The following is a 12943-nucleotide window of genomic DNA, read 5'->3' on the forward strand; positions in this document are numbered from 1 at the left end:
CCCAATTGTTATATGTTGACATACTAATTATACAGATATAATATATTAACTGTAAGAGATTTACAAAAATTACTAGGAGGGATAGGATGAACAATCTATGATAATCGTTATGGAATGGACTGAAGAATGATAGGAGGTTACTGATGTGAATAATTATTTTCAGAGAAACCATAAAAAGCAAACGCTTTCACAGTGAGTAAATAATCTATTTTGTGGAGGTATGATGTTATGGAAGCGGCAGCTCAAAAAAAGAAGAACTTTTTGTTTCAAATATTTTTGGCGCTATTAATCGCTTTGCCTATAACGATGTCCAGCTTTCATCAACAAGCTTCTGCCTTAAGCAATGGTTTAGCTTTAACGCCGCCGATGGGATGGAATAGCTGGAACTTCTACGCTTGCAATGTGGATGAGGTAAAAATCAAACAAGCGGCGGATGCAATGGTCAGCAGCGGTATGAAAGCCGCAGGATACGATTATGTGGTCATTGACGATTGTTGGCAAACGGGCCGCGACGCCAATGGGGATATTATCGCAGATCCGGTTAAATTTCCGAGTGGGATGAAAGCGCTTGCGGATTATGTTCACGGCAAGGGCTTAAAGTTCGGACTGTACACTGACGCAGGATTTACGACTTGCGCAGGCAGACCCGGCATTTACAGTCACGAAGTGCAGGATGCCAATAAGTTCGCCTCTTGGGGAGTAGACTATGTCAAGGTAGATTGGTGCGACAACGGGGGGATGGATCCGCAGACACGATATACGATCATTCGAGATGCGATGGCCAATTCAGGCCGCAGCATATTGTTCAGCATTTGCAACTGGGGGATCAATAAACCTTGGATATGGGGTCCAGCCACGGGAAATATGTGGAGAACAACGGATGATATATTCGATTATTGGCAGAGAGTAACTTGGATTATCGATCAGAATGTTCCGCTGGCGAATTTTGCGGGTCCCGGCAGTTGGAATGACCCGGACATGCTGATGGTAGGCAATTATGGAACGGGTGCGGTGTTCGGAGGGGGGATGACGGATACGGAATATCGTTCGCACTACTCCATGTGGGCGATCATGGCCGCGCCGCTCATTGCCGGGAATAACCTTGCCAGCATGAACCAATACACCAAAGACACGTTGATGAATAGCGAAGTCATCGCAGTGGATCAAGATTCGCTAGGCAAACAAGGGGTATTGGTTAGCGATTTGGGCGGACTCCAGGTCTATTCCAAAATATTGCAGACAGCGGGTACCCGTGCGGTCGTACTTCTTAATCGAAAGGATGCGGCTTCCAATATCACAGTGAATTTTGCTAGCTTGGGGCTAGGGTCAAGCGTAGCGGTACGCGATTTGTGGCAGAAAATAAACTTAGGATCCTTCTCCAACAGCTATACGGTGAATGTTCCATCGCACGGTTCTGTTATGTTGAAGCTGACCGGCACGGAAGCAACGACAGGTCCCATCGTTTCCGGTAAAACGTACAGGATCATACCGAAATCAACCGGGTTGTCGGCAGCCGTTGATGGGGCTTCAATGTCTAACGGGGCTTATGTTTTACAATGGGATTACGGAATTGCGCAAAACGATAAATGGATAATAACTGCAACTCCCGGAGGTTTCTATAAAATCATCAACGTAAAAAGCGGAAAGGCACTGTCCGTCGAGAATGCATCTCCAGACGACGGGGCAAAGGTTCTGCAATGGGATTTGGGCTCAACCGGCAATGATCAGTGGCAAATTCAAGGACTCGGCCAAGGGTATTATAAATTGCTCAATAAACTCTCGGGCAAATCATTGAATGTATCGGGTAACTCGTTAATCAGCGGCGGCGGCTTGATTCAATGGACCTATGCCCCGACGGATAGTATGACTTTCCAATTGATCGAGACTGACATCACTTACGAGGCAGAGGCGGGCGTACTTCACTCCCTCTCAACCGAATCAACGCACTTCGGATATACAGGTACAGGATATTTGGCCGGATGGAATGCGGGTGGGCAATGGGTAGATTTCAACGTGATCGCGAATGCAGCTGGGAACTATAATCTGACTTTCCGTTATGCGGGCGGGGCTGGTACGGCAGGACGTTACCTCTACGTGAACGGATCCGGGATCGTTAACAATGTGACATTTAACGGAACAAGCAACTGGGATACGTATAGTACGGTCACTATTCCGAATGTCCCATTAAACACCGGCATCAACACCATTTCACTCATTTACGACGTCGCAAAGGGCAGCACGAACTGGCTGAATCTCGATAGCCTGAAAGTATCCCAGTAACTATTTTCGACAAATGAGAGGGGAAATGAAGATGTTAACATGGAAAAAGCCAATTGCATTCGCGCTTGCTTGTTTGCTCACCGTGTCTCTATTTATGCCCGCTCCGAATCAAAAGGCCGAAGCCTTCACGACTTCCAACGCCGATACGGCCATGACCGCATTCGTTAATACGTTTTATGATGCTTCCGCCAAATACTTCTATACCAACAGCGATCATCTGATTCATCCGGAACATGCGTACGGTCCGAATGGAGGCTTGTATACCGACTTTTGGTGGGAAGCTCAACTCTGGGAAACGGTCATGGACGCCTATGAACGCACGAGCAGCCCAACCTATCGCACCATGATTGACGACATTTACACAGGCTTTAATGCGAAATATACCAATATGATGGCCAATGTATTCAATGACGATTTGGGCTGGTGGGCATTAGCTTGCCTGAGAGCTTACGAGCTGACGGGAACGGTGGAGTATTTGAATCGAGGCTCGTTCTTGTTCGACCAAATCTATTCGGAATGGGATACGAGCTATTACAACGGCGGCATATGGTGGAGAAGAGATGCGCACAATCCGAACGTCTCGGCCAATGCCCAGAAAAATATGGCTACGAACGCGCCTATGGTCATGACGGCAATCAAGCTGCGCTACGCCTATAACAATACCGCTTACCTGACGAAAGCAACCCAAATTTACGATTGGACGAAATTGAAATTGACTAGCGGAAGCAAGGTCAACGATCATATGGAAGGTACGGGCGCCGGAATCGTCAAAGATTGGGATTTCACTTACAACTACGGGACTTTCCTCGGAGCGGCAGTATCCCTCTACCAGGCGACCGGAAGCAGTTCTTATCTCACGGACGCCAACAACGCCGCACAATACGTCATCGATAAAATGGTGTCGGCACAATCCTTGATGTACGAAGGAGAAAACGATGCAGCAGGGTTTAAAATGGTATTTGCCCGTAACTTGAATCGTTTGCGGGTTCAGGGCGGGCAATCGCAATACTTGAGCTTTCTTCAGCAGAATGCGACGCAAGCATGGAATCATCGCCGCACGAGCGATAATATTATAGGCAGCGATTGGCTTCGTCCAACAGGCTCCGGTTACGTGCAAAGTCTCACGGCAGCGGCAGGCGCCTCCATTTTGCAACTTGTTCCGGCAGACAATTATACGGGGTATATCGCCGGAAATGGAGCCTATGAGGCTGAAAATGCGCGGAGAACTTTGGTCAGCGGAAGCGGCATGGTCAACGAAAGCACGTATGCGGGTTTTACGGGTAGAGGATACGTTGCGGGTTGGAATACGAATAATACTTCCCTTGATTTTTATGTCAACCAGAATTCTGCAAGCACTAAAACGATTTCATTCCATTATGCCGCGGGCGCCGGCAACGCATCGCGTTATGTGAAGGTGAACGGCGTATTTGTCTCTAACAATCTGGTCTTCGCCTCAACTTCCGGCTGGGGAACCTTTAGCACAGTAACGGTTTCCGTGCCGCTTAATGCAGGGTCCAATACGATCCAATTAGGTTATGACAGCTCCAAGGGGAATTCGAATTACCTCAATGTCGATTTGCTTAGCGGGTTGTAATGCATGAAAAGCGGCTATCCTAATAGTGGAATTTCCTACTATTGGATAGCCGCTTTTTTGTTTGAGTATTTACATTTCTATAAAAATAGATATAATGATCCTATGGATAACTTATCAATCATTAAAGCCTTGTCGAACGAGACGCGATTCAAGATATTGGAGTGGCTGAAGGAGCCGGAGGTTCATTTCGGGCCGCAGGATCATCTTGCGAAAGAATGCGGTTTTGAACATGGAATATGTGTAGGATCCATTGCTGAGAAAGCGGGGTTAGCGCAGTCGGTAATATCCGGATATCTTGTCAAAATGCAAAAGGCAGGCCTGCTGCAGTCCAAACGAATGGGGCAATGGACTTATTATCGGCGGGACGAAGACGCCATTCGGCGGTTTAAAGAGAGCGTTCAGGCGGATCTGTGAACAGGATTGTTCTCGTTATGGATTCTCTTTGCATAGTTGCATCTATATTTATATATATTAAGATACAATTGGTTTATTCCAATACTTACACAAATGGAGGTTCACAATGGATAATTCGAATACCGTACTTCATTCTCATTCCGTGGAAAGCCTGTTTCGCCCGATAGCAATAGGAAATCTGCAATTGCCGAACCGCGTCGTAATGGCACCGATGACTAGGAGCTTCTCACCAGGCGGCGTACCAGGAGCCGATGTAGCTGCTTACTACCGTCGAAGGGCTGAGAATGGAGTTGGCCTAATCGTGACGGAAGGCACTTTGATTAATCACCCGGCAGCAACAGATGATCCTAATGTTCCTAACTTCCACGGAGAGAAGGCACTGCAAGGTTGGGCTAACGTCGCATCCGCAGTGCACGAAGCGGGTGGCCGGATTTTTCCACAGCTATGGCATATCGGCATCACGCGCAGGAATGGCACTGAGCCGAATCCGGAAGTACTCACGATTGGTCCATCGGGTCTTAAATTAAACGGTGAGAAACTTACTGAACCGATGACCCAGTCGGAGATCGATGACATTGTTGCGGCATTCGCCCAAGCGGCGGCCGATGCGAAGCGGATTGGCTTCGATGGGATCGAACTGCATGGTGCGCACGGTTATCTGATCGACCAATTTTTCTGGGAAAAAACCAATAAGCGCACCGACCAATATGGCGGAGATATCGTTGCGCGCACACGTTTCGCTGTTGAGATCGTCGAAGCGTGCCGTCGTGCGGTTGGACCTGATTTTCCGATCCAATTACGAATATCGCAATGGAAATCGACCGACTATAACGCGAAGTTGGCTGAAACCCCGGAGTTGCTTGGACAGTTGCTGGCGCCTTTAGTAGCAGCCGGTGTTGATATTTTCCACTGCTCGACTCGCCGTTTCTGGGAACCGGAATTCGAAGGCTCGGATCTTAACTTTGCGGGCTGGGTGAAGAAGTTGACAGGCAAACCGACAATTACAGTTGGGTCCGTCGGGCTGGACACCGAGTTTACGAGCGCTTTCAGAGGGACGGGTTCGGAGACCGCCAATATTGATGATTTACTTGTGAGATTGGAACGTGAAGAGTTTGATCTAGTCGCCATAGGCCGCGCCTTGCTGATTGATCCGGCATGGTTAGCCAAAATACGCGACGGTCGCACGGATGAACTCGTTCCTTTTAACGTGGAGGCATTGAGAAAGTTATATTGAGATAAAAAAGTTGAAAATGGATCTATTCGAACCCCATCTCCTTCCTTAGGATGATGGGGTTTTACGCGTCCGTTAATTGGTGATCTGCTTGACAATACATAAAAATCAACTTACACTTAACCACATGGTTAAATATAATGATGAAATTTTGAATGATGTTTTCCACGTGATTTCCGATCCGACGAGAAGAGAAATCATAAGACGTTTAGCTATCGGAGAGATGACGGTTATGAATTTGGCTGAACCTTTTGAGATGTCATTGCCGGCGATCTCAAAACACTTGAAGGTGTTGGAGAATGCTGGATTAGTCTCAATGAGAAGGGAAGGGAGGTACCGGTATTACCACTTACTTCCAGAGACGATGGATATCGCACACGAATGGTTAACAGACTTGAGAAAGTTCTGGACTGATCAATTGGTTAGCCTTGAACACTTTTTGGATAAACAATCTAACGAAGACTAACGGAGGCACTATAGATGATTACAATGCTGGGTGGGAAATTTTCGCTTAAGCTGAATCACGTTTACAACGCGAACAAAGAAAGAGTGTTCCATGCTTGGACAAAGGAAGAGCTGTTAAAGCAATGGTGGGGTCTGGTAGGCTTTACGACGAACATTGAACAAATGGACGTTTCAGTGGGGGGGAAATACCGTTTTCATATGCGAGCTCCCAACGGTAAAATTCATACTTTAGAAGGCCGGTATGTCGACATCGTTCCGAATGAAAAGCTATCGTTTACTTGGAAGTGGGTGAGTGAAGGAGACGATTCAGAGGAAACGGTGGTTACGATTAACTTTGTCGATAAGGACGAGAAAACGGAGCTTATTCTAACACATTCCGACTTCTCCACGATGAAAGTCACGGAAAGACACAATAAAGGTTGGACCAATTCTTTAGAAGGCGGCTTGCGCAACTATTTTAATTAAGGCTTAGGAAAATTTCCACCTAATTATTAGGAGGTGATGCTTATAGGAATGCCCCTTTCAGAAAAAAACAAACGAACAGTAGAAAAAAAAGCGGAGCTTGCGCTGCCACGCAAACCCGCCGAAAGCCATCCGTGGAAAAACACGGGTGACAAAACCAAACTAAGCGTATCACAAAGCCAATTACGTTCCAAGCAGCATTTTAAAAATTAATTGAAGGCAGGTAATTTGATTATGGCAACAGTATTATATATCACAGCAAATCCGCAGAATACTGAAACATCTTATAGCATGGCAGTAGGAAAAGAATTTGTACAGGCTTACCGCTCCGCACATCCGTATGATGAGGTTGTTCATCTAGATCTATATAAAGTGGATGTTCCGCAGCTCGATGCCGATGTTTTTAGCGGTTGGGGCAAATTAGGAGCAGGCACTGCTTTTGAACAATTGACCGATGCGGAAAAAACGAAAATAAGTCGTCTCGGTGAGTTGGTAGATCAATTTGTAGTTGCTGATAAATATGTATTTGTAAATCCGATATGGAATTATTCATTTCCGCCCGTCATGAAAGCATATATCGATTCCGTCTGCGTTGCAGGCAAAACTTTTAAATACACGGATAAAGGTCCGGTTGGCTTGCTGAATAGTAAAAAAGCGGTTCACATTCAAGCCAGCGGCAGCGTGTTGTCTTCAGGGTCAGCTTATGCAGAATTTGAAATGGGTCATCGCCACCTGGATGCCATTATGAAATTCTTTGGAATTCCTAGCTTTGAAGGCATTTTTGTTGAAGGTATGGCTAAGGCTCCCGACCAAGCCCCGGCAATTAAAGAAAAGGCGGTCCAACAAGCGCGCGAAGTTGCCCTGAGCTTCTAACGACTCTGCAAACACGATTCATTATAAGGCCACATGATTGGTGAATAGTCGCCAGCATGTGGCCTGCTTTTACACTTATTCCGAGGCTTCTTGCGCCAATGTCGCACGTATGAATTGGATGTTTCGTCGAATGGAGTATCTATAATGTCACTTTCGTCAATCCAATAAGTCCGCTACAGAATCCTTAAACGTAGCCGTTTCGGATTCTGCTTTCTCTTTGGTCAAACCCTGCGATTCCTGCAGCCAATAATAATACCGTTCATAAATATCACCTTCAATTACACGCTGTCCGGGAACGTGCAAAAACTGCCAAGCTAAATCACTAAAACCCATAATATCAACCTCCAAAGCAATCATATTAAACAATCGGAACCTGGTATAGAGGTATCTTTTGTCGTAAAAAATCGAATGTTAGCTTACTCCCCGACCTAAGGTCTATATCCATAAAAGGGAATCATGGAGAAATTGTCGAACAATAGGATATCAGTATTTAGAATCTATAAGTGATTAAGAGAGGAGAAATGATCCGTGAGTGCAGGTTATTCTGGAACGCCTTTAGTCAAAAAGCTTGGAATTAAAGAAGGAAATATAATTTGTATTATTAATGAACCCGCAAATTACTGGGAACTGCTCGGGGACTTACCTTTTGCAATTGAGCGGGTAGAACCGAATGTAGATCACATTGATTTTATACATATTTTTGTCACCTCAAAGACGGAGTGCGAAGCGTTAATTATTGCAGCTAAGAACCAGATGAGCAAATCAGGTATGATCTGGGTTTCGTGGCCTAAGAAATCATCTAAGGTGCCAACCGATGTGAATGAAGACTTGATTAGGCATATTGCGATAGAAAATCACTTAGTTGATGTTAAAGTTTGCGCAGTGGACGATACATGGTCTGGGCTTAAGTTGGTCATACCATTAAAGTATAGATGATAAATGGAGGTTAAAATGAGCTTCATCACACGTTTCGCGAACAATGAAGATTATCATGATGTTGCTGAACTGGTGAGGCAAATACATGAAATCCATGTCATAGCGCGCCCAGATCTATATTCACCTGATCCTTGTCCAATGGGTGAACCTTATTTTCGAAAACTGATTAAAGAGGAACGATCTCAAATCCTAGTTGTAGAAGATGATGAACAAAAAAAGGTTGTAGCCTACGCCGTAATTAGAATAGACGAACCTCCATACCGTGCGATCTATAAACGAAGAAAATACATTTTTATTGACGACTTTTGCGTAGACGAGAAGGTAAGGGGACAGGGACTAGGGAAATTGCTATTCAGCTCAATCATGTCCTATGGAAAAGAAATAGCAGCCACAAGCATTGAATTAGGGGTATCGGAGTTTAACCAAGAGGCTATCAGATTCTATGAAAGCCTTGGAATGAAGACTAGAAGCCGCAAGCTGGAAATGAACATTGAGGAGAATAGAAATGACTAATATATCCTTAGATGGTTAAATCATTCATGCTGCTAAGGAATTAGCTCTTACTGCAGCTAGGCAAGCTGGACAAATTGCTAGAGAACGATTTGACCGTATCGAGCAAATAAACACGAAGGGTAGCTTTGGCGATGTGGTTACTGAAGTTGATCATCTAATTGAGGAACTTATTTTATATCACATTCAGAATGCTTTTCCAAGTCATCAAATACATAGTGAAGAAATCGGCGATAACGGAAAGAGTTCAGAGTGGCTTTGGTTAATAGACCCGTTAGACGGAACTAATAATTATGCAATAGGTCTGCCTGTGTTTGCTATTTCCATTACGTTGATGTTCCAAAAAGAGCCTGTCTTAGGAGTCGTATATGAACCTATGACGGACAGAATGTTCGTGTCAAGCCTTCTTGATGGAGCTTATTGTAACGATAAGAAGATTCAAGTCAAGAAAACCATGAATTTCAACAAAGGTAATATAGGTTGGATACAAGGTCATAAGGTTCAAAACGATTCTAGAGCTTTATATCTAAGACAACACATCGACAAAACTTTCAAGAGAATGCTGCGTTTATGGGCGCCAACGTTACAGTGGTGCATGCTTGCCAAAGGCGATCTTGATGGTATTGTCCTTTATAATTCTGAGGGGGACGATCTGTACTCCGGAATCTTAATGGCGAGGGAGGCCGGGGGTGTTGTCCTAGATTTCGAAGGGAATTCTATTGTTGGAATGAGTGAGGAGCCTTACATCATTGCTTGTTATCCTGACCATGTCGAACAATTATTGAGCGTTGTCCATGAAGGTTTGAGATCTAATTCATAATATAGTTATCGAGTCCCTAAATACGATTAAACTAAAAGAAAGGCGTGATTGTTCTGATTGCCAAAAGGGTCGCTGCGGAAAAAGCTGTAGAGCTTATTGATAATGGAATGGTCGTAGGCCTCGGATCAGGTTCGACTTCTACTTTGGCTATCCGAAAAATAGCCGAATACGTTAAGAATGGTCTTCAGATTACGGCAGTGGCTAGCTCTAAAAACTCGGAAAAACTCGCTAAAGAACTAGGAATACCTATAATCCCATTTTCCGAGGTTAAGGAAATCGATATCACGATCGATGGAGCAGATGAAGTTGATCACGATATGAATCTGATTAAAGGAGGGGGCGGAGCCCTCCTAAGAGAAAAGATTCTGGCGTTCAACAGCAAGAAATTCGTTGTTATCATCGATGAGTCGAAGCTTGTGAACAAGCTCGGCCAGTTTCCATTGCCTGTTGAAATCGTACCTTTTGCATCCGAATTAACGCTTAAGCACTTAGAAGCTCTCAATTGCAAACCATTGATCCGGAGGCATAATGACAAGGAATGGATATCAGACAACGGGAATCTCATCGTCGATTGTATATTTAATGTGATTAATGATCCATCGGATTTGAATCAGAAGATCAGATCCATACCGGGCGTAGTCGAAACGGGTTTGTTTATTGGAATGACCCACACGCTAATTATTGGGAATATGGAAGGGACGACAAGAACGTTGTGAAGGTTATAAATTCATCGATACGCAAAGGGAGACCCGCTGTCATTCAGACAGTGATCTCCCTTTTTTATTGCGCAGAACTATTATGAAGTTAGGAGCTTACGTGAAGTTGAACGCAGGTAGAAGTAGGCACAACCGATCGAGATTACGACGATGATCGCCATACCCCAATAAATATTACTGTAAGCTTGTGAAAGCGTAAGGTCCTTCTGCCAAACAAGGGCGCTTGCCGTCGTCGCGACCCCGAATGCTCCGCTGAAAAATTGGAGCAGTTGGAACAATCCGAGTCCGGATCCGATTTGCGATGGGAGCAGTATACGTGACATTTCATTAGAAATGCTGCTCGTCAAGAAAGTGAATCCGATGCTCATTAACATGTAGATAAACATAATTGAAAGATAAGAAGTGCCTTCGAACAAGGCGAATAAAACTACGGATGTAAGTACGAGCAAGGGAATGTAACGGATGATTGAGCCATTTCCTCGGACATCAATAATACGTCCAACCCGCCTTGATATTAACATCGCCAATAACGAGCCGGGAAAAATAACAAGGCCTGCTTCGATGGCGCTTAGGCTATACTGATGGACTAGAATTTGCGGCATGAGGAATAGGGTCGCAAAACTGCATAGATACGCCGCGATTCCGACTGCACCCAGTGTTAGGTATGACCGATTGCGGAAAAGCGAAGGGAGCACGAAAGGTTCTCTCGCAGATCGAATTCGCACGACGAACAAAATGAGCGCAATAATTCCGGAAACAAGCGCAATCCATGAATGGTTCGTCAAATAAAGCAGCAAGCCGGTCGTCCCTACTCCAATGAAAAGTGCGCCAAGTGCGTCGAATGACCCTTTTGCTGGTTTTTCCTTAGGAATGAGTAATGAAAAGAAAGGCACTAATAATAAGGTTATCGCAGTTACAACGAATAAGTAATGCCAACCCAGATACTCAACGACTGCTCCACCAACGACAGGACCAAGGCCTAACCCTAGAGAAGCTGCCGACATGATCGTAGCCATTGCTTTGCCTCGACGTTCGAGAGGTACATATCGGGAAATCAAGACTAAAGACAAAGCCGGTATCGAACCCGCTCCCGATGCCTGCAGGATGCGAACAATAAGCAGCATAATGAAGCTGTTGCTGAATAACCCGGCTATAGCAGCGAGACTGAGGGACAGTATTCCGATGATGAAAAGCCATCTGATCGGAACGAAATCGGATAAACGGCTGTAAGTAATGGATGAGATCGCGAATACGATAGAATAACCCGTAACGATCCACGAAGTCGAAGAAGCCGTCAAATGGTAAGCGAGCGATACGTCTGGCAGCGCTAGATTAAACATCATCGTATTCATAATAACAAGCACAATTGAGATGCCGAGCAATAGCGTAACCAAACCTTCTCGCATGGCGTGCTGCTCCGCTATCGGATTGGTTTCCCGTGACGTGACCGACATAGAAGTCCCTCTCTTCATTTTCTAATTTCGAATATCATCGAACATTAGAAATATATCATGAGTCATTTTAAAATGCAATCATCTTGTTTAATGGAAAATGGTTAGGAGGTGCATGATAAAAGACAAAACGAAGGTATTGGATGTGAGTAGATTTGATCCAACAAATGATCTTAGCCGCAATGCTCGCTTATTCGAACCTAAACGGGACAAACGAGCCAAATAAACCGATTGACGTCGTATTCGCTGGAGACACGATGATGGATGGCTCCGTCAAACGCGCTATTCAGCGTAAGGGGCCAGATTTTCCATTCCGGAACGTCAAGTCGGAAGTATCGAAAGCCGATCTCGCGATTGCGAATCTTGAAACATCGGTTACGAACGCCAGTCGTAAAGACAACGTACAGTTGTTCAATTTCAAATCCGACGCAGCTTCGCTTGCGGGAATTAAACATGCCGGGTTTGACTTGGTTTCCGTGGCCAACAATCACGTTCTCGATTATAGGCAACCCGGGCTATTCGACACATTCAGGAACCTTAACAGCTACGGAATTCCTTACGTAGGCGCCGGCAAAAATGAACAAGAAGCTTATTCTGCCAGAACGTTTCTCGTCAACGGGAACGTTATCAAGATAGCGGCATTCTCCCGATTTCTCCCTTCGGGAAATTGGTTCGCACGAAACGATCATGCAGGCGTGGCAGAAGCTTATGAGACGAGCCGAATGATGCAGGCGATCAGACGGGAACAAGTCGGGGCGGACTATCTGATCGTCTATATCCATTGGGGCGTCGAGAAGAACAATCGTCCCGAAGCTTGGCAACGGGCTATGGCTAGGCAGATGATCGATGCCGGCGCCGATGCGATCGTGGGGAGTCATCCGCACGTGCTTCAGGGCTTTGAGATCTACAAAGGTAAACCTATAGCCTATTCCATCGGCAATTTTCTATTCCCCGACTATGTTCGCAACCGGAAGGCGGAAACGGGGCTCCTTCATTTGAAGCTAGCGCAAGGGCAGATCCGGATGTCTTTCTCTCCTTACTATATCCTCAACAATCAAATCGTTAAAAGGGGCGGTAATTATGACAAGTCGCAGTTAAAATACTTGGAGAAGCTTTCTTACGGCGTGAAAATAAGGAACAGGGAAATCGTGAAATAAAATAATATCGCCTAATCGGTTCCACGGCATGGAG

The 12943-nt window shown here is 45.2% G+C and carries 15 protein-coding genes; 13 read left to right on the forward strand and 2 right to left on the reverse strand.

Going from position 1 to position 12943, the window contains the following annotated elements; all coding sequences use genetic code 11:
- Positions 1-228: 228 nt before the first annotated feature.
- The 8 genes from K7P76_RS08605 to K7P76_RS08640 all read left to right on the forward strand — a co-directional run bounded on the left by K7P76_RS08605 (position 229) and on the right by K7P76_RS08640 (position 7319).
- Positions 229-2280, forward strand: a complete 2052-nt coding sequence (locus K7P76_RS08605; protein ID WP_232184843.1) for an RICIN domain-containing protein — start codon at positions 229-231, stop codon at positions 2278-2280.
- A gap of 31 nt (positions 2281-2311) precedes the next feature.
- Positions 2312-3874 carry a glycoside hydrolase family 76 protein gene (locus K7P76_RS08610; protein ID WP_232184844.1) on the forward strand — a complete coding sequence of 521 codons (1563 nt, stop codon included), beginning with the start codon at positions 2312-2314 and terminating at the stop codon, positions 3872-3874.
- 3 nt (positions 3875-3877) lie between these two features.
- Positions 3878-4288: an ArsR/SmtB family transcription factor gene (locus K7P76_RS08615; protein WP_373692357.1), complete on the forward strand. Its 411-nt coding sequence runs from the start codon at positions 3878-3880 to the stop codon at positions 4286-4288.
- A 106-nt stretch (positions 4289-4394) separates the two neighbouring features.
- Positions 4395-5522 carry an NADH:flavin oxidoreductase gene (locus K7P76_RS08620; protein ID WP_232184845.1) on the forward strand — a complete coding sequence of 376 codons (1128 nt, stop codon included), beginning with the start codon at positions 4395-4397 and terminating at the stop codon, positions 5520-5522.
- A gap of 124 nt (positions 5523-5646) precedes the next feature.
- Complete coding sequence (locus K7P76_RS08625; protein WP_232184971.1) at positions 5647-5985, forward strand: ArsR/SmtB family transcription factor; 339 nt, start codon at positions 5647-5649, stop codon at positions 5983-5985.
- Positions 5986-5999: 14 nt separating this feature from the next.
- Positions 6000-6449 (forward strand): SRPBCC family protein, encoded by a 450-nt coding sequence (locus K7P76_RS08630; protein ID WP_232184847.1) that lies wholly within the window; start codon positions 6000-6002, stop codon positions 6447-6449.
- Between the two features lie 36 nt (positions 6450-6485).
- Entirely contained in the window at positions 6486-6659 is a 174-nt protein-coding gene (locus K7P76_RS08635) for a hypothetical protein (RefSeq protein WP_232184848.1), read from the forward strand.
- A gap of 21 nt (positions 6660-6680) precedes the next feature.
- On the forward strand, positions 6681-7319 hold the full coding sequence (locus K7P76_RS08640; protein WP_232184849.1) for an NAD(P)H-dependent oxidoreductase: 639 nt from the start codon (positions 6681-6683) through the stop codon (positions 7317-7319).
- A gap of 156 nt (positions 7320-7475) precedes the next feature.
- Here the strand turns inward: K7P76_RS08640 and K7P76_RS08645 are convergent, their stop codons facing one another.
- The gene (locus tag K7P76_RS08645; RefSeq protein WP_232184850.1) at positions 7476-7652 is read right to left on the reverse strand and encodes a hypothetical protein; all 177 of its coding nucleotides are present in this window, start codon (positions 7650-7652) and stop codon (positions 7476-7478) included.
- 195 nt (positions 7653-7847) lie between these two features.
- Between K7P76_RS08645 and K7P76_RS08650 the strand changes: the two genes are divergently transcribed.
- Genes K7P76_RS08650 through rpiA form a run of 4 tightly spaced genes read left to right on the forward strand, consistent with a single transcriptional unit; the run spans position 7848 to position 10301 of the window.
- On the forward strand, positions 7848-8255 hold the full coding sequence (locus K7P76_RS08650) for a hypothetical protein (RefSeq protein WP_232184851.1): 408 nt from the start codon (positions 7848-7850) through the stop codon (positions 8253-8255).
- Between the two features lie 15 nt (positions 8256-8270).
- Positions 8271-8768 (forward strand): GNAT family N-acetyltransferase, encoded by a 498-nt coding sequence (locus tag K7P76_RS08655; RefSeq protein WP_232184852.1) that lies wholly within the window; start codon positions 8271-8273, stop codon positions 8766-8768.
- Positions 8769-8787: 19 nt separating this feature from the next.
- Positions 8788-9585 (forward strand): inositol monophosphatase family protein, encoded by a 798-nt coding sequence (locus K7P76_RS08660; protein WP_232184972.1) that lies wholly within the window; start codon positions 8788-8790, stop codon positions 9583-9585.
- Positions 9586-9629: 44 nt separating this feature from the next.
- Complete coding sequence (rpiA, locus tag K7P76_RS08665; RefSeq protein ID WP_309244741.1) at positions 9630-10301, forward strand: ribose-5-phosphate isomerase RpiA; 672 nt, start codon at positions 9630-9632, stop codon at positions 10299-10301.
- Positions 10302-10381: 80 nt separating this feature from the next.
- Here rpiA and K7P76_RS08670 read toward each other — a convergent pair whose 3' ends face one another.
- Positions 10382-11755: an MFS transporter gene (locus tag K7P76_RS08670; protein WP_232184853.1), complete on the reverse strand. Its 1374-nt coding sequence runs from the start codon at positions 11753-11755 to the stop codon at positions 10382-10384.
- A gap of 152 nt (positions 11756-11907) precedes the next feature.
- Between K7P76_RS08670 and K7P76_RS08675 the strand changes: the two genes are divergently transcribed.
- Entirely contained in the window at positions 11908-12909 is a 1002-nt protein-coding gene (locus K7P76_RS08675) for a CapA family protein (RefSeq protein ID WP_232184854.1), read from the forward strand.
- The last annotated feature ends 34 nt before the right edge of the window (positions 12910-12943 follow it).

The organism is Cohnella silvisoli (assembly GCF_021190915.1).
Lineage (GTDB): Bacteria > Bacillota > Bacilli > Paenibacillales > Paenibacillaceae > Cohnella > Cohnella silvisoli.